The organism is Methyloterricola oryzae, assembly GCF_000934725.1.
GTDB classification, from domain to species: Bacteria; Pseudomonadota; Gammaproteobacteria; order Methylococcales; family Methylococcaceae; genus Methyloterricola; species Methyloterricola oryzae.
In genome coordinates, this window is sequence record NZ_JYNS01000004.1 from 228885 (window position 1) to 253447 (window position 24563).

The following is a 24563-nucleotide window of genomic DNA, read 5'->3' on the forward strand; positions in this document are numbered from 1 at the left end:
TTATGGCGTCAGCGTCACGTAGAATTGATTGAGCACCTGCACCGAACTGACCTGGCTGTCATTACCGATACGCTCGAGCAGCGGGCCGATGGCCTGGCCAGGCGCCTTTTGAAAGACAACACACTGCCGGCCCAGCACCGCCAACGGCCACTCCTTGATCGGGGTGATGCCGTAACGTTTGGCCAGTTGCATGGTCATGGGCTCAAAGTCGGCACGCGTGGCGGTGGCCGGCGCCGTCGGTTGTTTATCATGGCCTGACGACCCCGCCTCGAAGGTCACAACGATCTGCTGCGGGGCGCTGGATTCATCGGCGGTCGTGCCGCTCACCTTGGCGTCACCCTCTGGACCCGCGGCCGCGGGCAGGCTGACGAGCATCCCGAAAGCGACAACGCAAACCATAAGGCACCGGCCGATGCGATTGTGGTGGGAGGGGTTGTCCTTCTCGCCAGGCGAACGGCGGCAGATGCCAGGCATCATGGACCTCTCGCTCTTGAATTTGGCTTCCAGCATGTTTTGTCTCGGACGGGGTGGCATTCACCGGATGCGACCCGATTCCAGCGTGGGCCTCAACCGATTGTCACACGAGTGTGACAGTTACCCTTGAATCCCCGAATTCTGTAAAAAGGTTTAATCACTTTGAAAAAAACATGGTTCCCTGAAAGTCCGACCCGTCAGGCACGCCGCATGGCCCAATCCACGTTTCCGGGCTATGTTTAGCCCTCTGGTCCAGACTCCAAGCGCCCGTTGATGACATCCGCCGACCCGCCCATCAGCCAGAACGCCGCGCCCCCCTACCGCAAGGCAGCGAGGCGCCTGATCCCGTTTCTGTTCGTCCTGTACCTGGCAGCCTTCATCGACCGGGTCAACGTCGGCTTCGCCAAACTGCAGATGGCCAGCGACCTGGAACTCAGCGAAACGGACTTCGGATTCGGGGCCGGCATCTTTTTTCTTGGCTATTTCGCGCTAGAAGTGCCCAGCAACCTGTTGCTGTTGCGCTTCGGCCCGCGCCTGGCCTTTGCCCGCATCGTACTGCTCTGGGGATTCATTTCCTTGGCCATGGCCCTGGTCCACGACAAGTGGTCGTTCTATGGCTTGCGCCTGGCCCTGGGGATGGCGGAGGCGGGGTTCTTTCCCGGGGTCATCCTTTATTTGACCTTCTGGTTTCCGGCCCAGCAAAGAGCAAGGTCCACCGCCCTGTTCATGACCGCCCTGGCGATCGCCGGAGTCATTGGAGGCCCGCTGTCTGGCCTCATCATGGAAAAACTGGATGGCTGGACAGGCCTGCGCGGCTGGCAGTGGCTGTTCATCCTGGAGGGTGCGCCGGCCATCCTGATGGGGATCGCCTGCCTTTGGTTTCTGGACGACGGGCCGGCCACGGCGCGCTGGCTAACCGACGACGAAAAGCTAGCCATCCGGCGCGATCTGGAAACGGACAGGCTGGCGCGGGAGCGTGCGGGTCACGAGCAGGATTTCCTGCGCGGCCTCAGAAATCAGCGGTTGTGGCTGCTTGCCTTGGTCTACATGCTACTGGTTACCGGCATCTACGGCGTGTCGTTCTGGCTGCCGCAGATTTTGCACGACTTGGAGCAGGGTGGCCTGATGGTAACCGGCTGGCTGTCGATGATCCCCTACCTGTGCGCCTGCGCCGTCATGATCCTGGTAGGCCGCAGTTCCGATCTGAGGGATGAGCGCCGTTGGCATGTGGCAGGTAGCGCGGTGGCCGGTGGTATGGGGCTCGCCCTATGCGGGCTGTTTTTGCACGCGCCGGTTCCGGCGATCGCGGGGCTCTCCCTCGCCACCGCCGGCATCTTTGCCGCCCTGGCCACCTTCTGGTCGCTCCCCACGGCCTTTCTCAGCGGGACAGCCGCCGCAGGCGGCATCGCTTTGATAAATGCCATCGGCAACCTGGGCGGTTACCTGGGACCTGTCATGGTGGGCTGGGCGCGGCAGTTCACCGGCAGCGTGGAATCCGGCCTGCTCGCGATCGCGGCGGGGCTGATCCTGGCAGCCCTGCTGGTGGCGGCCGGCTTCAGACCTCGCCCTTCTGGATAGGGCGCGGCCGGGGCGCCTAAAGCATCCTGGCCAGTACCAGCGCGTCTTCCCGGCCGGTTTTCGCCGGATAGTAGCCTTTCCGGGTGCCAATCTCGTTGAAGCCCATGTCCAGGTAGAGCTTGACCGCCCGCGTGTTGGAAGGCCGCACCTCGAGTATCATCATCTCGGCACGGTGACCCTTGGCCACCCGCATCAACTGCTCCAGCATCAGCCGGCCGTAGCCGCGGCCCTGATGCGAAGGCGCGATGCAGATATTGAGGATATGGGATTCCCCGGCGCCCACGGTGACAATGCCGTAGGCCACGATCACCCCCGCCTTCTCGGCCACCCAGCAGCAGTAGCCGACCTTCAGGCAATCCTTGAAGGTGACCGGCTCCCAAGGAAATTCATAGGCGCTTTCCTCGATCTCCTGTACGGCTTTCAGGTCCACCTTGCGCATGGGCCGAAATTGCAGGTCCGCCTTTTCCACCAGGGAGGGAAAGTGCTTGGCGTAGAAGTCCTTTTCCGCGTCGTACTCGAGCCACTTCTTGAAGCTGTCCAACATACCGGTCATCTATCGTCTGCGGTTACGGGTTTTGGCGAAGGGTGCCGAGCGCCAGGCGCAAATCGTCCCAGGCGCGGCGCTTCTCCGTGGGCGTTCGTAAAAGATAGGCGGGATGATACGTCACCACCAGGGGGATTTGTTCGTAGCGATGCACCTGCCCACGCAGCTTGCCGATGGTCAGGTTGGTCTTGAGCAGGTTTTGCGCGGCGATGCGGCCCACGGCCAGAATGATGCGAGGCTTGATCAGAGCCACTTGCTGCTTGAGATAGCCCTCGCAGGCGGAGGCCTCATCGGCCTGGGGATCGCGATTGCGGGGCGGGCGGCATTTCAGGATATTGGCGATGTACACCTGCTCCCGGCTCAGTCCGATGGCCCGGAGCATCTCGTTGAGCAGCATCCCTGCGGGCCCGACGAAGGGCTCGCCGCGCAGGTCCTCCTGTTCGCCCGGTGCTTCGCCGATGATCATCCATTGCGCCTCCCGGTTGCCGACGCCGAACACCGTCTGGGTGCGCGACTGATGGAGCGCGCAGGCGGTGCAGGCGGCGACGCGCCGTTCCAGGGACTCCCAGTCCAGGGGTTCGGGCGACAGGGTATCCTGAACTTGGTCAGGCTCCGGCTCATCGGGCGCCGGCACCCAGCCGTCCTCCTCCAGGGGCCAGGGAATGTCGTCATCCGCTGGCCAGTCGGCGGAAGCGGCGAACTCCAAAACGCCTGGCGCCTGAGCCGGGATTTCCGGCTCCACGATGGCAGTCTCCGTGGCGGTCCCGGTACCCTCCGCCTCCAGCGGCAACTCGACCACCGATTCCTCCGGGGTGGGCGGGTGCTCGTCCGCCGAGCCAATCACATGGGGCGGAGCCCGGCGTGCCTTCCATACCTGAATGCCCATGGCATCCAGATAGGCCAGCCGCTTGTGCTCCGCCGACGCCATGGCGCCCTAGACGTCCCCGACCTGCGGGTGCGTCCTCTGCTTCGATTCGAACAGCTTGTTCACCGCGTTGATGTAGGCCTTGGCCGAGGCGATGACGATGTCCGTGTCCGCGCCCTGGCCATTGACGATGCGCCCGCCCTTCTCCAGACGCACCGTCACCTCGCCCTGGGCGTCCGTGCCGCTGGTGATGTTGTTTACCGAATAGAGGGTCAAGGCCGCGTCGGTATGCACCAGGGACTCGATAGCCTTGAGGCTGGCATCCACCGCGCCGCCGCCGCTGGAAGAACCGGTCAGTTCCTCGTTATCCAGCTTGATGGTCACGGAGGCGTTGGGCACTTCACCGGTTTCGGAGCAGACCTTCAAGGCCACCAGCTTGACGCGCTCGTCCTCGGCTTCTCCAGCGGCCTCGGAAATGAGCGCCTGCAGGTCCTCGTCGAAGATATCGTGCTTCTTGTCCGCCAGTTGCTTGAAGCGGTAGAACACGTCGTTCAGTTCCTCCTCGCTGGCGAACTCGACCCCCAGTTCCTGCATCCTGGTGCGGAATGCATTGCGGCCCGAGTGCTTGCCCAGCACCATGCGGTTGGCGGTCCAGCCCACTTCCTCGGCCTGCATGATTTCGTAAGTCTCGCGGCTTTTGAGGACTCCGTCCTGATGGATGCCGGACTCATGGGCGAAGGCGTTGGCGCCGACGATGGCCTTGTTGGGCTGCACAGGAAAGCCTGTAATGCCGGACACCAGTTTGGAACAGGCGACGATCTCGCGGGTGTCTATCTCGGTGTGGCAGGGGAAGAAATCCTTGCGGGTCTTCACGCTCATCACCACTTCTTCCAGAGCCGCGTTGCCGGCACGCTCGCCCAGGCCATTGATGGTGCATTCCACCTGGCGGGCGCCGTTGAGCACCGCCGACAGGGAATTGGCCACGGCCATGCCCAGGTCGTTGTGGCAGTGCACCGAGAAGATGGCCTTGTCCGAATTGGGGATGCGCTCGCGCAGCCGGGCGATGAGGCGGCCGAACTGCTCCGGCATAGCATAGCCCACGGTGTCGGGAATGTTCAGCGTCGTGGCCCCGGCGTCGATGACCGCCTCCAGGATGCGGCAGAGGAAATCTTCCTCCGAGCGTCCCGCGTCCTCCGGCGAGAATTCCACGTTGTCGGTGTACTGGCGCGCCCGCTGCACGGCGCGGACAGCCAGTTCCACCACCTGGTCCGGCTGCATGTTGAGCTTGCGCTGCATGTGGATGGGCGAGGTGGCGATGAAGGTGTGGATGCGCGCGCTGGCGGCGTCCTTGAGGGCCTCCCCGGCGCGGTCGATGTCCTTGTCCAGGGCGCGCGCCAGGCCGCAGACGGTCGAGCCTTTCACGGCCCGGGCCACGGCTTGCACGGACTCGAAGTCGCCGATGCTGGCGGCGGGAAATCCCGCCTCGATCACATCGACCTTGAGGCGCTCCAAGGCCTTGGCGATGCGCACCTTCTCCTCGCGGGTCATGGATGCCCCGGGGCTTTGCTCCCCGTCGCGGAGGGTGGTGTCAAAGATGATGAGTTTGTCGCTCATGGATCAGCTCCAATGGTGATCACAGCGCCCTATCGCGGCACTGTGCGAAAAATCGAAGGAAACCTGTTTGCTTGGATGATGACTGATTATCTGCCCGCGCGGGGCAGCAGCAGTCGCAGGAACAGCGCGCGAGCAAGCGCCTCGCCCGAAAGCGAAAGGAAGGAAAGGCTCGCTGTGTTTCGATCGATGTGCATCAGGGGAGCAATCTCAAAACCGAGCTTCACTATACAACCCAAGGCGCTGCTTGCCAAGCGTGCTCAGGCTTTGCGCTCGCTGCGCCGCTTGCGCAGCATCAGCAGCGTCATCACCGGACCCGATACCGCGTACACCGAGAACAACAGGAACAGCATCAAGGGCGGATTGGTGAAGATCAGGGCGAAGGCCAGCATGATGAGGATGGCCTTGACGAAGGGCATGCGCCCGCGCAGGTCCACGTCCTTGAAGCTGTAGTAACGGAAGTTGCTCACCATGAGCAGGCCGGTGGCGGTAGCCAGGCCGATGGCGACATAAGCCACGTCCGGCCCTTCGATGCCGTGATCCACGCAAAACCACACGAAGCCCGCCAGAATGGCGGCGGCCGATGGACTGGGCAATCCCTGGAAATAGCGCTTGTCGGCGGTGCCGATCTGGGTGTTGAAGCGGGCCAGTCGCAACGCCGCTCCCGCGGTGTGGACAAAGGCCGCCACCCAACCCAGCTTGCCCATGCCCGAGAGCGACCACACGTAGAACACCAGGGCCGGCGCGGCGCCGAAGGAGATGAGGTCGGCCATGCTGTCGTACTCGCCGCCGAACTCGCTCTGGGTGTTGGTCAGGCGCGCGACGCGCCCGTCCATGCCATCCAGGATCATGGCCACGAAAATGGCTACCGCAGCCAGTTCGTAGCGTCCGTTGATGGCCGCCGTGATGGCATAAAACCCGGCGAACAGCGCCGCCGTGGTGAACAGGTTCGGCAGCAGGTAAATGCCCCGCCGCCGCTTGCTGACTGGAGTCGGTTCGCTCATGGTGATGCCGCCCCCGGCCGGGCGGCGCCCCGCACGGCCGGGGGCGAGGTCCTCCTAGTTCTTGGTTTTGTCCACGATCTTGTTGGCCTTGATCCAGGGCATCATGTCGCGCAGCTTGGCGCCGACTTCCTCGATCTGGTGCTCGCGGCCCAGGCGGCGCTTGGCCTTCAGGGTCGCCGCGCCGGCCTGGTTCTCCAGGATGAATTCGCGGGCGAATTCGCCGGTCTGGATCTCGCGCAGGATCTTCTTCATCTCCTGTTTGGTCTGCTCGGTGACCACGCGCGGCCCGCGGGTCAGGTCACCGTACTCGGCGGTGTTGGAAATGGAGTAGCGCATGTTGGCGATGCCGCCCTCGTACATGAGGTCGACGATCAGCTTCAGCTCATGCAAACACTCGAAATAGGCCATCTCCGGCGCATAACCGGCCTCTACCAGGGTCTCGAAGCCCGCCTGCACCAGGGCCGTGGCCCCGCCGCAAAGCACCGCCTGCTCGCCGAACAGATCGGTCTCGGTCTCTTCCTTGAAGGACGTCTCGATGACGCCGGCGCGGCCGCCGCCGTTGGCCGAGGCGTAGGACAGGGCGATCTGCTTGGCCATGCCGGAGGCATTCTGGTACACGGCGATCAGCGAAGGCACGCCGCCGCCCTGGCTGTAGGTGGAACGCACCAGGTGGCCCGGGCCCTTGGGCGCGATCATGATCACGTCCAGATCGGCGCGGGGCACGATCTGCTCGAAATGGATGTTGAAGCCGTGGGCGAAAGCCAGGGCCGCGCCCTGCTTGATGTTGGGCTCGATCACTTCGCTGTACAAACGCGCCTGGTGCTCATCGGGCGCCAGCACCATCAGCACGTCGGCCTGCCGGGCGGCCTCATCGATGGGCAGCACCGTCAGACCCGCGTTCTGGGCCTTGATGGCGGAAGCCGAGCCGGCGCGCAGCGCCACGATGACCTGGACGCCGGACTCCTTCAGGTTCAGGGCGTGGGCGTGCCCCTGGGAGCCGTAGCCGATGATGGCGACCTTCTTGCCCTGGATGATGGAAAGGTCGGCGTCTTTGTCGTAATAAACCTGCATGATCTTCCTCTTGTCTTTGATATTTACAATCTGCAATGGGGAGGCTTGGCAGCCGTTCAGATAGCCAGGCCTTTTTCGCCGCGGACGATGCCCGTCGTGCCGGAACGCACCACCTCCAGGATGGATTCCTCGCCGACGGCCTGAAGAAATGCATCCAGTTTGGACTTCTCACCGGTCACTTCGATGACATAGGTGGAGGACGTCACGTCGATGATATTGGCGCGGAAAATCTCCGCCAGGCGCTTGATCTCCTCGCGCATGCCGTTCACCGCCCGCGTCTTCACCATCATCAGCTCGCGCTCGATGTGCGAGGACTCGGAGATATCGATGAGCTTGACCACGTCGATGAGCTTGTTGAGCTGCTTGGTGATCTGCTCGATCACCTCGTCGCTGCCGACGGTCACCAGGGTCATGCGCGACAGGGTCGGGTCCTCGGTGGGCGCCACGGTGAGCGACTCGATGTTGTAGCCGCGCGCCGAGAACAGCCCCGCCACGCGGGACAGGGCGCCGGCTTCGTTTTCGATCAGAATGGAGATGATGTGTCGCATGCTCAGGCCAGCTCCGTGTCCGTGCTGACGCCCGGCGCGAGGCGCATGTCATGGTGCGCTTTGCCCGCCTCGATCATGGGGTAGACGTTCTCCGTAGGGTCGGTCAGGAAATCCAGGAATACCGTGCGGTCCTTCAGGCGGAAGGCTTCCTCCAGGGCGGGGCGCACGTCCTGCGGCTTTTCGATGCGCATGCCCACATGCCCGTAACTTTCGGCCAGCTTGACGAAATCCGGCAGGGTCTCCAGGTAGGAGTGGGAGTAGCGGCTCTCGTAACTGAACTCCTGCCACTGCCGCACCATGCCCATGTAGCCGTTGTTCAGGTTGACGATCTTGATGGGCGTGCGGTACTGCAGGGCCGTGGCCAGTTCCTGGATGCACATCTGGATGCTGGCCTCGCCGGTGATGCAGGCCACATCCGCCTCCGGGAAGGCCAGCTTGACGCCGATGGCCGCCGGCATGCCGAAACCCATGGTGCCGAGGCCCCCGGAATTGATCCAGCGCCTGGGCTTGTCGAACTTGTAATACTGCGCGGCCCACATCTGGTGCTGGCCCACGTCGGAGGTGATGTAGGCGTCGCCCTTGGTCAATTCCCAGAGCTGCTCCACCACGTATTGCGGCTTGATGACTTTGTCGCCGCGGTCATAGGCCAGGCAGTTGATGCCTCGCCAGCGCGCGATGCGGTCCCACCACTGGCTCAGTGCCGCGTCGTCGGGACGGCGATCGCCAGCTTTGAGCATCTCCAGCATGTCTTCCAGCACGGACGCCACGTCGCCCACGATGGGCACGTCCACGCGCACGGTCTTGGAGATGGAGGCCGGGTCCACGTCGATGTGGACGATCTTGGCGGTGGGGCAAAACTCGGCGATCTTGCCGGTCACGCGGTCATCGAAGCGCGCGCCTACGGCGAACAGCACATCGCACTCGTGCATGGCCATGTTGGCTTCGTAGGTGCCGTGCATTCCCAGCATGCCGATGAACTGTGGGTCGGTGCCGGGATAGGCTCCCAGGCCCATCAGGGTGTTGGTAATGGGGAAGCCGAGCCAGCGGGTGATCTCGGTGAGCTGCGCCGCGGCGTTGCCCAGGACGGCGCCGCCGCCGGTGTAAATCATCGGCCGCTGGGCGCTCAGCAGCAGGTCGATGGCCTTCTTCATCTGCCAGCGGTGACCCTTCACCGAAGGGTTGTAGGAACGCAGGCTGACCGAACGCGGGTACTCGTAAGGCACCTTGATGTTGGGATCGGTGAGGTTCTTCGGTATGTCGACCAAAACCGGACCGGGGCGGCCGGTGGTGGCGATATAGAAGGCCTTCTTGATGGTCTCCGCCAGCTTGGTGACGTCCTTCACCAGGAAGTTGTGCTTCACGCAGGGACGGGTGATGCCGACGATGTCGGCCTCCTGGAAGGCGTCGCTGCCGATCACCGGCAGGGGCACCTGGCCGGAGATGACCACCAGCGGGATGGAATCCATGTAGGCGGTGGCGATGCCGGTGACCGCATTGGTGGCGCCGGGGCCTGAGGTCACCAGCACCACGCCGGGCTTGCCGGTGGCGCGGGCATAGCCGTCGGCGGCGTGGGTCGCGCCTTGCTCGTGGCGGACCAGGATGTGCTTGACGGCGTCCTGCCTGAATATGGCGTCATAAATGTGCAGTACCGCGCCGCCCGGATAACCGAACAGGTACTCGACACCCTCGTCCTTGAGGCACTGAACCAGGATTTCGCCGCCGCTGAGCTCCACGTATTTCTACCCTCTAGAAAAGAATCGGGGCGTCCGAGAACGCCCTTCGGTCACTAACCCGATTCGAAAGAAAATGGCCGCCCACACTACTAAGAAACGCTATGTCAGTCAAGTTGTTGAGACCCCACAAAGCAAGCGGAATCAGCGCAGGCGCGCGATGGCGGCAACGGCTCCGACGAACACCAGGGCGGTGGGCGCCGACGCGGCAATGATGGGGTTAAGCTCATAGATCAGCCCCAGGTGGCCGAACATGCGGTTGAAGAGATAGAACCCCAGGCCGAAGGTCACGCCGACGACGATGCGCTGGCCGGTACTGGTTTCCCGGCGGATGGTCAGCACGAAGGGCACCGCCACCAGCAGCATCACCAGGGTGACGAAGGGGTTGACCACACGCTCCCAGAAGGCCAGGTCCACCATCAGCGACTTCTGGCCGTTCTCCTGCAGATAATCCATGTAACGCGCCAGTTCTACCCCCGACAGGTTTTCCGGACGCACCACGAACACGTTGAGCAGATCCGGCGCCAGGATGGACGACCAGTCGGCGGCGTCCCGCTCCTCCGAGGTGACCACATCGTCGGCGAATCGGCTGGTGCGCAGCTTCTTCAGCTTCCACTTCTCGCCATCGTAGAGAGCTCGCTTGGCATGGGTCGCGCTTTGCAGCAACTGGTTCTCGCCCAGGGTGTAGATGCTGATGTCGCCCAGATGGTCCTGCTCCTTGATCTGGCGGATGTTGATGTAGACGTTGCCGTCGCGGACCCAGAAACCATACTTGGTGCGGGATGCCACCTGTTCCTTGAGGGCGGTGGTCTTGAGCAACTGGGCCGCGCGCTCGGCGGGCGGCGAGACATATTCCGCCACCGCCGCCGAAATCAGCGCGAGCACCAGTCCGGCCCGCACCACGGCGGCGACGATCTGGAACTTGGACGCGCCCGCCGCCTGCATGGCCATCAGCTCGCGGTGGTTGGCCAGGCCACCCAGGGTCACAAGCGCGCCGAGCAAGGCCGCCGAAGGCAGCAGATCGTAGAAGCCATGCGGCGTGGAGAGGGCCAGATAGGCGAAGATCTGCTTGAAGCCATAGTCGCCCTGCCCCAACTCCCCCAGTTCGTCGGTGAAAGTGAAGAAATTCAGCAGGCTGATGAGCACCAGCGAGGCGACAAAGGCGCCCTTGAGCACCTCGCTCATGATGTATCGGTTCAGTACCCTCACAACCCGGGCTCCCGGCCGCGCCACTGCTGCCAGAGGTAACGGGGGCCGTAGGCGCGGATCAGATAGAACAGCACCACCGTCAGCATCAGCGCGTACACCGCCGAGTAGCTGAGCCACACCGGAATCTTGCCGGTCATGAGCAGGCCCTGGGTCACCCGCTGCAGGTTCTCGTAGACCATGTAGATCAAGAACGCGGTCATCACATTGCCGTAGACGCCGCCGCGCGGGGCCACCCGCGAGAGGGGGATGGCGAGGATCGCCAAAAGGAGCGTGCCGCAGGGTACCGCCAGGCGCTTTTGCAGTTCCGCCAATTCCTTGGGGCTCTGCGAATGCCACAACTCCTCGGTGGGCGCGGCTTCGCGCTTGAGGGCGGCATCCTCACTGTCGCCCTCGTCGATACGGACGGCATAGTCCTCGAATTCGCTGATGACATAGTCCTTGTGTCCGGGTACGCCCTGATAGCGCCGCCCGTAGCGCAGCACCACGAAGTGCTCTCCCAGCTCGTTCTCCTTCACATAGCCGTTCTCCGCCACCACCACCGCGGTCTGCTCTCCGCTCCGGCTTTGCACGAACAAATTGCTCAGGGTCTGGTCATCCTTGGACAGGCCTTCCGCATAGAGCACCACATCGCCCTTGCTGAACTCGTTGAAACGGCCGGGCTTGATGCCACGCACATCGGCGGTCTGCTCGTCCTTGTGCATGAGACGCTGGGCCTCACGCTCGGCCCAGGGCATTACCTCCAGCGCCAGGTAGCCCGCCAGCAGGGTCAGGGGCAGCACGTAAAAGGCAATGGCCCGGTAGAGGCGCGCGAGGCCAACCCCGCTGGACTGCAGGATGGTCATCTCATGGTCGCGGTACATGCGGCCGAAGGTCATCAGGACCGCCAGGAACAGGGAAGGCGGCAGCAGGATGACCGTGGCGGTCAGCATCTTCAGGCTCAGCAGGGTGAACAAGGTCTCGGCGGCGACCTCCCCTTCGATGGCCTTGGCCAGGATGCTGAGGAACTTGCGGCTGACGATGATGGTCACTAACACGGCGAGCACCGCCAGCATGGTCCTGACCAGCTCCGCCGTCACCATGCGGTCGAGCACCGGCAGAAGCCGCCACCGCCCTGCGGATGACGGTTCAAATGGCGCGGAATTCATAATAAGCTGTGCCCAAGAAACGCCCGACCCAATCTCATAAAGTGACGGATTTTATCATGGAGTACTCCATCAAAAGCGATTCCCCGGCAAAACTGAGCAGCGACTGCTTGGTGCTGGGCCTGTATCTCAAGCGCAAGCTCTGCCCCACGACGGCCGCCATGGACGAAGCCCTGGGCGGGCTGCTTTCGCGCCTGCTCAAGCGCGACGACATGGAGGGCAAACCCGGCCAGACCCTTTTGATCAGCCACCTGCCGGAAGGCAAGATCGAGCGCATCCTGTTGGTTGGCTTGGGGAAGCGGGAAGAACTGGACGCGGCCAACTACCGCAAGGCGCTGGCCGCCGCCGCCAAGTCCCTCAAGGAGAGCGGCGCCAAGAGCGCCCATGTGGCGCTGCCGGAAGCGGAAGTCGGCTCCCATGGCCTGCCGTGGAAAACCCGACAAATCGTGGAGATTCTCGAAAGCGCCTTCTACCGCTTCACTCAGCTCAAGCAGGATCCCAATAACGGCAAGCCGCCCCGGCTCGCCAAAGTCTGCTTCCTGACCGCATCTCCGGATCAAGGCGCCGAGACCGAACTGGGCATCAGCCAGGGCAAGGCCATCGCCTCCGGGATGAACCTGGCACGCGACCTGGCCAACCTGCCGGGCAATATCTGCACCCCCACCTACCTGGCGGAAGAGGCGGAAAAGCTGGCCAAGCATCACAAGAAGCTCAAGGCCAAGATCCTCGACGAGAGCGAACTGGAGGAACTGGGCATGGGCTCCTTCCTCTCCGTATCCCGCGGAAGCCGCCAGCCGGCCAAGCTGATCGTGCTGGAATACCACGGAGCCCCGGCCAAGACCAAACCCTATGTGCTGGTGGGCAAGGGCCTGACCTTCGACGCCGGCGGCATCTCGCTCAAACCCGCCGCCAACATGGACGAGATGAAATACGACATGTGCGGCGGCGCCAGCGTCATCGCCACACTGGGCGTGGTCGCCGAACTGGGCCTGCCCCTTAACGTGGTGGGCCTGGTGCCGGCCTCGGAGAACCTGCCGGACGGCAATGCCAACAAGCCGGGGGACATCGTCACCAGCATGGCCGGCCTGACCATCGAGATCCTCAACACCGACGCCGAGGGCCGGCTGATCCTCTGCGACACCCTGACCTACGCCAAGCGCTACGACCCTGTAGCGGTGATCGACGTAGCCACCCTCACCGGCGCCTGCATCGTTGCGCTGGGGCGGCACCCCAGCGCGATTTTGTCCAATGACGACGCCCTGTGCGCTGCCCTGACTTCCGCTGGCGAGAAGGCCTGGGACCGGGTCTGGAGACTGCCCCTGTGGGACGAATACCAGGAACAGCTCAAGTCCAATTTCGCCGATATCGCCAACATCGGCGGCCCTGACGGCGGCACCATCACCGCCGCCTGTTTCCTCTCGCGCTTCGCTAAGGATTTCAAGTGGGCCCATGTGGACATCGCCGGCACGGCCTGGAAATCCGGGGCCGACAAGGGCGCCACCGGGCGTCCCGTGCCCTTGCTGTCGCAGTATCTGATCGACCGGGCGGCATGACCCGCGTCGATTTCTACCTCCTCAACACCCACGAGCCCCAGGCGCGCCGGGTGTTCGCCTGCAAGCTGGCGGAAAAGGCCTGGCGCCTGGGTCTCAAGGTCTACGTGCAGACCGGCTCGGCCTCCGAGTCGCGGATCATGGACGATCTGTTGTGGACCTTCCGCCAGGGCAGCTTCGTGCCGCATGCCTTGGCGGAAGGCACCGCGGAGGAGCTGGCGGACACGCCCGTGGCGATCGGCCATGGCGCCCCGCCCGAGGGCTTCTCCGATCTGCTCGTCAATCTGGGCGCGCAGTCCCTGCCCCAACTGAACCGTTTCTCGCGACTGGCGGAAGTGGTGGACCAGGACGAAACCCTACGCCAGCAAGGCCGGCTGCGCTTCCGGCTGTATCGGGATCAAGGCCTGGAACTGGAAACGCATCATATTGATGCGGTATAACTAAAAAGCGTAGCGACCAAACGTCGAGTCCGCCCGGCTCGGAAATCCTGCTGTCCGAAAACATCAAACCGAAGCTTTGCAAGTCCTGCGCAAAGTCAGGAGCTAGTGACCCAATGAAGATGCACCTTTTGGCCCTGATGGCCGTGCTCGGCCTCAGCGCCTGCTCCACCGATCCCAAGCCGGAGGTCAAGGCACAGACGGAGGCCCCCACCGATGGCCAGTGGCATGCCTCGACCCTGTCCCCGGATACCATCGCCAAGGCAAATGCCGCGGTCAAGGACTATCAGTCCTGCCTCAACCGGGAGACCCTGACCCACGTCAACGATCCCTTGGATTGCCGGGTCATTGCCGATGGCGTCCTCAAAGTCTGTGAAAGCAAACTGTCCGGGATCAAAGATGCCTTCGAAAAGGAAGGCGTGCCGGATTCCATCAGCCAGCGCTACATGCGCAAGAACCGGTCCCAAGGCGCACAGGAAGTGCTGCGCTACGTGATGTCCGTGCAGGCGGCCCGCGTGGGCGAAGCCCAGGAAAAGGCCGCCCACAATAACAACAAACCCTGACACAGGCTGGATTCGCCGGCCGAAGAGAATGCCATGCAAATCGACCTATCCCTGATACCCACCACCTTCGACGCGGTGCATGCGGGCTTAGCCGCCACCGTCGTGGGTCTGCTGTTCCTGCAGATCCTCTTTATCACCGTGGCTTTCATCGCCTTGTTGCGGCGCCCGAAACCCGCGGCGACGGTTTCCGAATGGACACCGGCCATGGCCGAGCCGGAGCCCGCTCCCGCACCGCCCCCACCGGCGCCGGCTCCTGTGGTGAAAACCGAGACCGTCGTGGTCAAGGAAGCGACCCCGGACGCCGCCCTGCAGTTGCTGGGCCTGCTGCAGAAGGAAGCGCGCTTCATCGATTTCGTGCAGGAAAGCATCACCGGCTATTCCGACGCGGACATCGGCGCCGCGGCGCGCGTGGTGCATGACGGCTGCAGCAAGGTGCTGCGCCAGCATTTCGAACTGGACAGTGTGCGCAAAGAGGCCGAAGGCAACCGCGTCACTTTGCCCAAGGGCTTTGACGCCCAGGCGGTCCGGGTCACGGGCAACGTGGTTGGCGAAGCGCCCTTCACCGGCACCCTGGTGCACCGCGGCTGGCGGGTAACCGCGACCCACTTGCCCAAAATCACCGAAGGGCACGACGTCAGCGTGGTCGCAGCGGCGGAGGTGGAACTGTGAGCGAGACACCCCGTTTTTCCGTAGGCATCGACCTGGGCACCACCAACAGCGTGGTGTCCTACCTGGAACTGGAACGCTGCGATGGCGAGAAAGCCCCCCTGGAGGTGATGCCCATCCCGCAACTGGTCGGTCCGGGCTCGGTCAACGACAAGCCGCAGCTGCCCTCGTTCCTGTATCAGGCCCACGAGGCGGAACTGGCCGCCGGCGACATCGCCCTGCCCTGGGACGACAGCCCAGAGGCCATTGTCGGCGACCTGGCCCGCCAACTGGGCAGCAAGACGCCCCTGCGCCTGGTGGCCAGCGCCAAGAGCTGGCTGTGCCACAGCGGCGTCGACTGCCGTGCCGCGATCCTGCCGGTTCAGGCCCCGGAGGAGGTGCCGCGGATCTCGCCGCTGCAGGCCTCCATCAATTATCTGCGGCATATGCGCGACGCCTGGAACGCGCGCTACCCCGACGACCCGCTGAGCGAGCAGGATCTCATCATCACCGTTCCCGCCTCCTTCGATCCGGCTGCGCGCGAACTCACAGTGGAGGCGGCCCATGCCGTCGGCCTCCGGCAGGCCACCCTGCTGGAGGAGCCGCAATCGGCCCTCTACAGTTGGATCCAGACCAGCCAGGGCAAGTGGCGCGAGCAGGTGCACCCCGGCGACATCATCCTGGTGGTGGATGTGGGCGGCGGCACCACCGACCTCTCCCTGATCGCGGTGACCGAGGACGCAGGCAACCTGGTGCTGAACCGCATCGCCATCGGCGACCACATCCTGCTGGGCGGCGACAACATGGACCTGGCCCTGGCCTACGTGCTGAAAATGAAGCTGGAAAAGGAGGGCAAGCGCCTGGAACCCTGGCAGTTGCAGGCCCTCACCCACGGCTGCCGCGATGCCAAGGAAACCCTACTGGCCGATGCCTCCATGGAGGAGATTCCGGTGGTGGTGCCGAGCCGCGGATCCTCGCTGATCGGCGGCACCTTGCGCACGGCGTTGACCCGCGACGAAGTCGGGCGCACCCTGGTGGAAGGTTTCTTCCCCACCCTGGAGGTCACCGAGCGACCGGCGGTCCAGGCCCGTGGGGGTCTCACCACCCTGGGCCTGCCCTACGCCAAGGATCCCCGCATCACCTGCCATCTCGCGGCTTTCCTCGGCAAGCAGTTGAGCGCCGCCGACGAACTGCAGGGGTTCGCGCCCAAGGAGGGCGCCCGCTTCATCCATCCCACCGCCCTGCTGCTGAACGGTGGCGTGTTCAAGTCCGAGAGCCTGGGGCAGCGCCTGCTGGATGTGCTGAACCGCTGGCTCGCATCGGACAATGCACCCGCCGCGCGCCTCCTGGCCGGCGCCGATCTGGACCTGGCGGTGGCCCGCGGCGCGGCCTACTACGGCTATGTGCGCAAGGGCAAAGGTGTGCGCATACGCGGCGGCACGGCGGCGTCCTATTATGTCGGCGTGGAGAGCGCCGTGCCCGCCGTGCCGGGATTCCCTCCGCCCCTGGAAGCCTTGTGCATCGCGCCCTTCGGCATGGAGGAAGGCACCAGCGCGGAACTGCCTCACGATGAGTTCGGGCTGGTAGTGGGCGAACCGGTTCGCTTCCGCTTCTTCGGATCCAACGTGCGCCGCGATGATCCCGTCGGCACCCGCCTGGACTATTGGGCCGAGGGCGAATTGGAGGAACTGGACGAGATCGAAATGAACCTGCCGGCGGAAACCCACCAGGCGGGGGAAGTGGTGCCCGTGCACCTGGCGGCCCATGTCACCGAGGTAGGCACCTTGCAACTGGAAGCGGTCGCCACCACCAGCGGCGAGCGCTGGAAGGTGGAATTCGAGGTCCGCGCCGGCGAAACTCCGAAATCCGATGAACCGGCCAGTTTCGAGGAGGTCCCGGAAAACCCGCTGGGGGAACTGCCGGAGACCGCGGCGGCTCCCGCTGAAACCGAGGGTACTCACGAGGAACGGGAAGCCGGTGGGAAATCCGCATTCTGGCCTTTCAAGAAGTAGCCGGTCGCCCTTCTCTACAGCGGCCCGCCCCACGGGAGGGCCGCTCCCGGACGCGACTCCACTTTGAAGGTACCGAGCCCTGTGGACACCGAAGCCTTGATGCCGCTGGTACCGGGCAGCATCTGGCACGCACGGCAGGCCGTCCGCCTTGGGCCGGTGCATGTGAAAACGCGGGCCACCTGCGTCAAGCTCGCCGACGGGTCACTGTGGGTACACTCCCCCATCGCACCCACCGCGGCGCTGGTTTCCGAAATCCAACGGATCGGAACGGTCCGTTATGTCATCGCCCCAAACAAAAGCCACCACCTGTTTTTTGCGTCCTTCCTGCAAGCATTTCCCGACGCCCAAGGCTATCTGGCGCCGGGCTTGGGAAAAAAGCGCCCCGCACTTTCCGGGTATCCCGAACTGGAGCCAGGCAAACCGGCTCCCTGGGATTCGGAACTCACCGCATTCTTTATCGAGGGTTTACCGGCGCTTAACGAAACCGTATGGTTTCACCCCGCCTCCGGCACCCTCATCCTGACGGATCTGCTGTTCTGCTTCGGTGCGGAAAACCCGTGGGCAAGCCGCTTGCTGGCAAGCCTGCTTGGGGTTTATGGGCGTTTGGCCATGTCGCACACGCTGAAGCTTCTGGTCCGGGACCGAAAGGCCTTGACACGCTCGGCCGATCGACTCCTCGCCTTGGAGGTGACGCGTATTGTGTTGGCCCACGACCAAGTCATCGAAGCCCGGGCACAGTCCAGGCTGGCGGCCGCCTTGGCCTGGCTAAGTTCACACAGGTGACAGGCCCCAAGGCACCCACTCGAATCCGGTCTTGGCTCTGGTGGAGCACAGTTGCCCTAGCCCTCTCGGGCTGCTCGAACCTGAGGGAACGCCTGGAGCATCTGCAGCCCCCCGAGGTTCAGTTATCACACCTGGCGCTGCTGCGAGCCGACCTGCTCAACCCCGTGTTCAGCGTCGGGCTTGAGATCACCAATCCCAACGACGAATCGCTGCATATCGAGGGCGCCGACGCGAATCTGGAACTGAACGGGAAAGCCGTTGCCAAGGGACGCAGCGTAAGCGCGCTGGAACTGGCGCCCCGGCAGACCTCCGAGGTGGAGGTCGAGGCCAGCGCGAAGACCCTGGCGCTGGCCAGGCAGTTGCTCCAACTGGAGCAGGACGGCCAGATCGACTATACCGTTGCAGGCCATGTGCAGTTGACCCGGTGGCTGGGCGGCTTGGCCGCCTTGCCATTCCGCCTCTCCGGCCATCTGAGCCGTGAACAGCTATTGCGGGAGATCGAAGGCTACGGCCGCCATTGAGAATGCGCCGAGCCGCCCCTTGAAACGGCGGCCCGAAGTCCCCATAAAGCTTTGAAAGCGCACCCAATGGCGCTTTGGTTGAATCGTTCCAATCGAGGCGAGTGCACGTCCATGAGCGGCCCATTTTCAATCCCTTTCGAGAAACTGCCCCCTTCCCTGCCGATCTTTCCGTTGCCCAATGCAGTGGTGATGCCGGGATGCCAGTTACCTCTCAATATCTTCGAGCCCAGGTATCTGAACATGGTGTTCGACGCCCTGGGCTCCGGGCGCCTGATCGGGATGATACAGCCCGACCCGGCGGCGGACGGACGCGACCCCAAGGGCGTCTGCCGCACCGGCACCGCCGGTCGCATCAGCTTTTTCAATGAGACAGGCGATGGCCGGCTGATGATCGTCCTCAGCGGCATCTGCCGCTTCGACGTCACCGACGAGATCGCCACCACCCGCGGCTATCGGCGGGCCCTGGTGGACTGGCGGCGTTTCGCCTGCGACTATGAGGAGGCCAAAGGTTCCGAGGGCAAAGACGCTGTGGTTGCGCTGCTGAACGATTACTTCACCCGCAAGGGCTTGCAGATCGACCAGAAGGCCGTAGCGGCCATGGGTACCCAGCAACTGGTGAACTGGCTCACCGGAGTCTTGCCTTTAGAGCTGGCAGAGCGCCAGGCCCTCATCGAAGCCGTGGGTCTCGACGAACGCACGCAAATCCTGACGACGCTGCTGCACTGCGAGACACTGGAGCGGGCCGCTGACTCGTCACGGCGTCACTGACGAAGTCGTGAAAAAACTACTGCGCGGCCCGATTGCTGCGTCGCGCGGTGCTCGGACAAATCAGCTGGGAGACGATTTGGGCGCGGCGCGCATCGAAGATGCAAAACACAGGATGTGTTTTGTCAATCCTCATGTACCCGATGCACACTGCGGTTCCTGTGCTCCGGGCTACTTTGCCCTTGGGCCGCTCGCTAGGATTTTTCACGAGCTCTGGGTGAGCCGCCAACGAACTGGCCGAGGGGCTGTCACGACCGGGCCTGGCTGAGAAAGTCCTCCAGCGGGATGGGTTTACCCAGCGCGAAGCCCTGGGCGTAATCCACCCCGATCTGCACCAATTTGTCGGTCACGGCCTCACTCTCGACGAATTCGGCAATGGTCTTGATGTTCATGATCTGACCGATGCGGTTGATGGATTCCACCATGAACAAGTCGATGGGATCGTGCAGTATGTCCTTCACGAATACACCGTCGATCTTCAGATAGTCCACTGGCAGGTTCTTCAGGTAGCCGAAAGAACTCATCCCGGAACCGAAATCGTCCAGGGCGAAGAGACAGCCCAAGCGCTTCATGGAGCGCATGAAATCCTGAGCCAGTGCGAAATTGGCGATGGCCGTGGTTTCAGTCACCTCGAAACAAAGCTGCTCGGCGATGTCGATGTTTTTCTTCACCAGGGACACCGCGTATTCGCAGAACTTGGGATTGACGATGCTGCCGCCCGACAGGTTGATGGAGACGATGGGCTTGCCCAAGCTGGCATGTTTGGCCAACTCACCGATGATGCGCGTCAGCACCCAGCGGTCCAGGCGCTGCACATGCCCGAAACGTTCCGCCGCCGGGATGAAAGCACCCGGCAGCACCAGGCCGCCCTCCGTGTCTTCCAGGCGCAGCAGAACTTCCCAGCGCTGGCACTCCACTTCCTTGAGCGACTTGATGGGCTGGAAATACAGCTTGAAGCGGTTCTCGTCGATGGCCTGCTCGATGCGCGCCACCCAGTGCATCTCACTGCGCTTGAACTCGAACTCCTTGTCGTTGGCTGAATGGGTCACGACGCGGTTGCGGCCCGTCTCCTTGGCCGCATAACAGGCGGCATCCGCATTGCTGAGCAACGCCGCCAGGGTTTCCGAACTGTCGATGATCGACACGACACCGATGCTGACGCCTATCTTGAACAGTTTGTCATCGTGGGTGAACCGGAATTCCTGCACCAACTCGTGCAGCTTGTCGGCGATCTGCTCCGCCTGACTCAGACTGCAGTTTTCCAGTAGCACGGCGAATTCGTCGCCGCCCATGCGCGCGAGGGTATCGCGGTGGCGCAGGGCCGCCGCGAGGATGCCGGCCAGTTGGCGCAGCAGTTCGTCCCCCGCGTGATGGCCGCTGGTATCGTTGACCACCTTGAACTGGTCCAGGTCCATGTACAGCAGGGCGTGCTGACGGCCGAAACTCTTGGCGCTGGCCAGGGCATACTCGACCCGCCGCTCGAATTCGTTGCGGTTGACCAGGCCGGTCAGGGGATCATGCTGCGCCTGCCAGGTCATCTGTTGCAGCAGCATGCGCTTGTTGGTCACGTCGTGGAATGAGAGGACCGCCCCGGTTACCTCGCCCTGCTCGGCCAGAAGCGGCGCCTGGCTGTACTCGATGCACAACTCGCTGCCATCGGCGCGCTTGAGGATGATGCCGTCCTGCAGCCGCACTTGCCCGCCGACGCGAACCTCCGACTGAATCCGGGTGTCGAAACTGAGGCGGTTTTTTTCGTCGAAGACCTGGAACACCTCCGACAGCCCCATGCCGACAGCCGCTCCGTTGGACCATCCGGTCAACTCCTCTGCCAGAGGATTCATGTATTGCACGCGCAGTTGGGAATCCACCGTAATGACGGCGTCGTTGATGGACTCCAAGGTGACCAGCGCCCGCGTCTGCTCCTCTTGCAACCGGCGCTCCGCCTCCTTGCGCCGCGTGATGTCCGCCACCACACCGCAGAACAGCCTATGGCCATTGACCTCCATCTCGCTGACTGATAACTCGATAGGAAACTGCTCCCCGCCTTTGCGCACTGCTTCGAGCTCGCGAATGTTCCCGATCACGCCCCTATGGCCGGTCTTGAGGTAATGGTCGATGCGCTGCTGGTGCGGAAGCGCATACTCCTTGGGCATGAGGACCTCGACGCGCTGCCCGATGATCTCTCCGCTGGTATAGCCGAACATCTGCTCGGCGGTGCGGTTGAAACCCTGAACGGTCCCGCGCACGTCGATGGTGATGACACCCACCAGCATGGATTCGAGTATGGCGCGCAGGCGGATTTCGCCGGACTGTATGTTCATGTTGGCCAGGGTGAGGTCGGTAACCTCCGGAAACCAGAGCACGGCCCCGAGCACCTGCCCGTCATCCCCGCGGTAAGGCTTGACGATGAAGCGGTAATAGCGATCGCCGCAACGCACCGTGTTGGCGTAAGGCTCGTTGCTCTCCATGACATGCTTGAGGATTCCGCGCAGATCCTTCAATTCCACCCGCCAGGGTAGCGAGGTAATGATGTCTCCGGAATGGATGGAATCCTTGTCCAGAATCTGACCGACCGCAGGTACGAAGCGGGTCACGCGCAGGTTGGCATCCACTACGACCAAAGGATATTCGGTGCTGTACAGGATGTTCTGTAAATCGGCCAGGGCATTTTCCAACTCGTGGGACTTCACCTCCAACTCATCGTTGACAGTGAGCAGTTCCTCATTGGTGGATTGCAATTCCTCGTTGGCGGTCTGTAGTTCCTCGTTGGTGGCCTGCAGTTCCTCGTTGGAAGACTGCAGTTCCTCGGTCATGGATTGGAGTTCCTCATTGGAGGTCTCCAGTTCCTCGATGACCGTTCGCAGATGCTCCTGCGCCGAAGCCAATTCCTGCTCCAGTTCGATCACGCGGGTATGAGTGGTCGCGTCCAGTTCGGCAGTGTCGCTTTTACGGCGCTTCTCACGGCCTCCAGACTGGAGTTCGAACGCGATCAGGAGTCCGTTGGGAAGGTCACGGCTGCCATCGGAGCTCAGTGGCCGGACGGCCAGGCGGAAGCTGAGAGGCCCGTCGACCGAGTTGAGGCTGCGGCGTCCACCGAATACCGGCTCGCCCTCCCGCCGGCACTTGAAGATCAGCGCGCGCAGTTCCGTGCGCAGTTTCTCGTTGATGAGGGTAAACACGCTCAATCCGGTAGGGCCGGAACGCATGCCCACGTACGGCGTCACATTGCCCAGGATATAGACCACCTCGTCCAAGCCGTTGATGGCCAGTCCGGGTGGGCCGTAGACGTCGGCCACCAGTTGGCTGATCCTCGAGCTGATGGGCTGCTCCGGCAGCCGCCGGCGCGGCCCAGCCGCTTCCAGTTGGCGCGCCGTGCGGTCGACTTCCACCGCCGAGTGGCGCACGAAGGGGTAGTGACTCTGCTTGCGGAAGATCCGGGCATCCTTGTTCACGGGCACAAACAACTCCTTGTACAGTTCGATGGACTCCGACTTTCCCAGGAACAGCAGGCCAGTAGGGGCAAGTGAATAATTGAAAATGCCGAGCAGCCGCTTTTGCATGGCATTATTGAAATAGATCAGTACATTACGGCAGCTAATGAGGTCGATGCGGGAAAACGGCGGATCCTGCACCAGGTTGTGCACCGAAAATACGATCGTGTTGCGCAGGCTCTTCTTGGCGGCGATCTGGTCGCCCTGGACTTCAAAATAGCTCTCGAGCAGTTCCGAGGACAGCCCGCTGGCGGAGGAAGCCGGGTAGATGCCTTGACGCGCCGTGAAGATGGCTCGGGCATCGATGTCGGTGGCGAAGATCTTGTAGCGCAGATGCCGCTTCTGCTCGCGCATGGCCTCCTCGATCATGATGGCCAGCGAGTAGGTCTCTTCCCCGGTGGCGCAACCCGGGTTCCACACCCGAATTTCCCCCCCCTCCCCCAGGGACTGCTCGAACATCTCGCCAATCACGCGCCCCAGCATCGTGAAAGCTTCGCTGTCGCGGAAGAACCCGGTCACCGAGATCAGAATCTCCCGGGCAAGAATGGACGCCTCTTCGAAATTCTCGCGCAGATACGCGGCGTACGCAGCGACACCGGAAAGCCGAAGGTTCGAGATACGGCGCTGCAGGCGGCGGTTCAGAGTACTGAGCTTATAGCCGGACAAGTCGATGCCGGCATGCTCCAGTACGATCTGCACAATGCCGCGTAAGTCCTCGCCTAAATGCTCTTCCTCATCCCGCGCCACCAGGTAGCTTTCGCCCTTGAGGTGGGAATCCAGGACACCCCCGATCTCCTCGGCTGGCACGATGTAATCCACCGTGGCCCAATGCAAGGCTGCGTTGGGCATGCCGGAATACTTGGCGGAACGGGGCTCCTGCACGATGGTAAGGCCGCCGGCTTTTTTGATGGCTGCCAGTCCCTTGGCCCCGTCACCCCCTGTGCCTGAGAGGATGATGCCGACCGCAGAGCCGCCAGCGTCCTTCGCCAGGGAAAAAAACAGACGGTCGACGCTGGGCTTGGGGCCGATGGGGTGTTCCGGTTGCAAAAGGCGCAGGCGGCCCTCACGCAGTTCCACGTCGGCGTTGGGCGGGGTTATCAGGATGGTGCCCTGGGATGGCGTCTCGCCGTCGGTCAATTCCCTGACCGCCAGTGGCGTGCCACGGGCCAGCAGGTCCCGCAGCATGCTGGTGTGGGTGGGGGATAGATGTTGAGCGACGACGTAACAGAAAGGGTTTTCGGCCTGGAGGCTCGAAATGACTTTCTGCAAGGCCTCCAGACCGCCCGCCGAGGCGCCGATGCCGACGATTCCGAAGACTCCCTCCGTGTCCGTCATGGTGCCGCTTCCGCTACGCCCACAAGAGCTAAGCAAATTCGCGATCCGCGATTAAGACGGTGAAGCACACTCCCGCACATCACTCGGCCCTCTCAGCCGTGGTAGGTAGCTTATTAGTCTATACGTGTTTCCGTTAGGTAAACGTCCCAATTGAAAGACGTCGGAAAATATTTTCAGTGAGCCGATAGACCGGCACAAGCCCCCGGAGTTCCCTCCGCCTCGTTTCCTAGCTATCGGCCCCGAACCAGCCTCGTAGGGTCTCCCATAGGGTTTTTTCGCGATCAATCTTGGGGATATTCACCGTGACATCCTTGCTCGGTTCGATAGAAGGCAGATTTCCCGGTCGGAAATCGCCCTGCAATCCAGCCAGCTCATCGTCCTTGAACACCAGGGTGATGCGCTTCTGCACGCGCGGCTCGCCGCCCGGTTCGTTGGAATAGATGTAGTCCCAGCGCTCGTCGTGGAACGGGTCATGGAGCAGGGGCGTACCCATGATGAAAGTGACCTGGCGCTTGTTCATGCCGGGCCGGAGCTGGTCCACCATTTCCTGAGAAATGATGTTGCCCTGGTTGATATCCTGCGTGTAGACCCAGGGCACCACCTGCTTGAAATCCTGCCAGGAACACCCGGCGCTAAGCAGTGTGCATAGGTAAACTATTAAAAGGCGGTGCCTGCGCATGGTATG

At 62.9% G+C, this 24563-nt stretch carries 21 protein-coding genes; 9 read left to right on the forward strand and 12 right to left on the reverse strand.

Going from position 1 to position 24563, the window contains the following annotated elements; all coding sequences use genetic code 11:
* Complete coding sequence (locus EK23_RS08370) at window positions 1-510, reverse strand: hypothetical protein (RefSeq protein ID WP_045224877.1); 510 nt, start codon at window positions 508-510, stop codon at window positions 1-3.
* A gap of 237 nt (window positions 511-747) precedes the next feature.
* Here EK23_RS08370 and EK23_RS08375 point away from each other — a divergent pair, with 237 nt between their 5' ends.
* Complete coding sequence (locus tag EK23_RS08375; RefSeq protein WP_045224878.1) at window positions 748-2052, forward strand: MFS transporter; 1305 nt, start codon at window positions 748-750, stop codon at window positions 2050-2052.
* Between the two features lie 16 nt (window positions 2053-2068).
* Here the strand turns inward: EK23_RS08375 and rimI are convergent, their stop codons facing one another.
* From rimI to lptF, 9 genes are all read right to left on the reverse strand, one after another.
* Window positions 2069-2605, reverse strand: coding sequence for a ribosomal protein S18-alanine N-acetyltransferase (rimI, locus tag EK23_RS08380; RefSeq protein WP_045224879.1), 537 nt, complete (start codon window positions 2603-2605; stop codon window positions 2069-2071).
* A gap of 13 nt (window positions 2606-2618) precedes the next feature.
* The gene (locus tag EK23_RS08385) at window positions 2619-3524 is read right to left on the reverse strand and encodes a uracil-DNA glycosylase (protein ID WP_045224880.1); all 906 of its coding nucleotides are present in this window, start codon (window positions 3522-3524) and stop codon (window positions 2619-2621) included.
* Between the two features lie 6 nt (window positions 3525-3530).
* Complete coding sequence (locus tag EK23_RS08390; RefSeq protein WP_045224881.1) at window positions 3531-5075, reverse strand: 2-isopropylmalate synthase; 1545 nt, start codon at window positions 5073-5075, stop codon at window positions 3531-3533.
* 257 nt (window positions 5076-5332) lie between these two features.
* A complete protein-coding gene (gene pssA / locus EK23_RS08395; RefSeq protein WP_045224882.1) occupies window positions 5333-6076 on the reverse strand; it encodes a CDP-diacylglycerol--serine O-phosphatidyltransferase in 744 nt (247 codons plus the stop codon).
* A 54-nt stretch (window positions 6077-6130) separates the two neighbouring features.
* Window positions 6131-7147, reverse strand: coding sequence for a ketol-acid reductoisomerase (ilvC, locus tag EK23_RS08400; RefSeq protein WP_045224937.1), 1017 nt, complete (start codon window positions 7145-7147; stop codon window positions 6131-6133).
* Between the two features lie 56 nt (window positions 7148-7203).
* Window positions 7204-7695, reverse strand: a complete 492-nt coding sequence (ilvN, locus tag EK23_RS08405; RefSeq protein WP_045224883.1) for an acetolactate synthase small subunit — start codon at window positions 7693-7695, stop codon at window positions 7204-7206.
* 2 nt (window positions 7696-7697) lie between these two features.
* Complete coding sequence (locus tag EK23_RS08410) at window positions 7698-9428, reverse strand: acetolactate synthase 3 large subunit (RefSeq protein ID WP_045224884.1); 1731 nt, start codon at window positions 9426-9428, stop codon at window positions 7698-7700.
* 141 nt (window positions 9429-9569) lie between these two features.
* Window positions 9570-10634 carry an LPS export ABC transporter permease LptG gene (lptG, locus tag EK23_RS08415; RefSeq protein WP_097990917.1) on the reverse strand — a complete coding sequence of 355 codons (1065 nt, stop codon included), beginning with the start codon at window positions 10632-10634 and terminating at the stop codon, window positions 9570-9572.
* Window positions 10631-11713 (reverse strand): LPS export ABC transporter permease LptF, encoded by a 1083-nt coding sequence (gene lptF, locus EK23_RS08420; RefSeq protein ID WP_158002470.1) that lies wholly within the window; start codon window positions 11711-11713, stop codon window positions 10631-10633. The genes lptG and lptF overlap by 4 nt, the downstream gene beginning before the upstream one ends.
* A gap of 122 nt (window positions 11714-11835) precedes the next feature.
* Between lptF and EK23_RS08425 the strand changes: the two genes are divergently transcribed.
* The 8 genes from EK23_RS08425 (at window position 11836) to EK23_RS08460 (ending at window position 19055) form a co-directional block, all read left to right on the forward strand.
* Window positions 11836-13329 carry a leucyl aminopeptidase gene (locus EK23_RS08425; RefSeq protein ID WP_045224887.1) on the forward strand — a complete coding sequence of 498 codons (1494 nt, stop codon included), beginning with the start codon at window positions 11836-11838 and terminating at the stop codon, window positions 13327-13329.
* Window positions 13326-13766 (forward strand): DNA polymerase III subunit chi, encoded by a 441-nt coding sequence (locus EK23_RS08430; protein WP_045224888.1) that lies wholly within the window; start codon window positions 13326-13328, stop codon window positions 13764-13766. Before EK23_RS08425 ends, EK23_RS08430 begins: the two co-directional genes overlap by 4 nt.
* 113 nt (window positions 13767-13879) lie before the next feature.
* Window positions 13880-14326, forward strand: a complete 447-nt coding sequence (locus EK23_RS08435; protein WP_045224889.1) for a putative periplasmic lipoprotein — start codon at window positions 13880-13882, stop codon at window positions 14324-14326.
* A gap of 33 nt (window positions 14327-14359) precedes the next feature.
* Window positions 14360-14995, forward strand: coding sequence for a DUF2760 domain-containing protein (locus tag EK23_RS08440; RefSeq protein WP_052808044.1), 636 nt, complete (start codon window positions 14360-14362; stop codon window positions 14993-14995).
* Window positions 14992-16983: an Hsp70 family protein gene (locus EK23_RS08445; protein ID WP_045224890.1), complete on the forward strand. Its 1992-nt coding sequence runs from the start codon at window positions 14992-14994 to the stop codon at window positions 16981-16983. The genes EK23_RS08440 and EK23_RS08445 overlap by 4 nt, the downstream gene beginning before the upstream one ends.
* An 81-nt stretch (window positions 16984-17064) precedes the next feature.
* Window positions 17065-17766 carry a DUF4336 domain-containing protein gene (locus EK23_RS08450; RefSeq protein ID WP_052808045.1) on the forward strand — a complete coding sequence of 234 codons (702 nt, stop codon included), beginning with the start codon at window positions 17065-17067 and terminating at the stop codon, window positions 17764-17766.
* Window positions 17763-18287: an LEA/WHy family protein gene (locus EK23_RS23635; RefSeq protein ID WP_158002471.1), complete on the forward strand. Its 525-nt coding sequence runs from the start codon at window positions 17763-17765 to the stop codon at window positions 18285-18287. The genes EK23_RS08450 and EK23_RS23635 overlap by 4 nt, the downstream gene beginning before the upstream one ends.
* A 111-nt stretch (window positions 18288-18398) precedes the next feature.
* Complete coding sequence (locus tag EK23_RS08460) at window positions 18399-19055, forward strand: LON peptidase substrate-binding domain-containing protein (protein WP_045224892.1); 657 nt, start codon at window positions 18399-18401, stop codon at window positions 19053-19055.
* 245 nt (window positions 19056-19300) lie between these two features.
* On the opposite strand, the gene EK23_RS21635 is transcribed toward EK23_RS08460, so the two are convergent.
* Both EK23_RS21635 and EK23_RS08470 read right to left on the reverse strand, forming a co-directional pair.
* A complete protein-coding gene (locus tag EK23_RS21635) occupies window positions 19301-23878 on the reverse strand; it encodes an EAL domain-containing protein (RefSeq protein ID WP_052808046.1) in 4578 nt (1525 codons plus the stop codon).
* Between the two features lie 226 nt (window positions 23879-24104).
* Complete coding sequence (locus tag EK23_RS08470) at window positions 24105-24557, reverse strand: outer membrane protein assembly factor BamE (protein WP_052808047.1); 453 nt, start codon at window positions 24555-24557, stop codon at window positions 24105-24107.
* Window positions 24558-24563 lie beyond the last annotated feature (6 nt).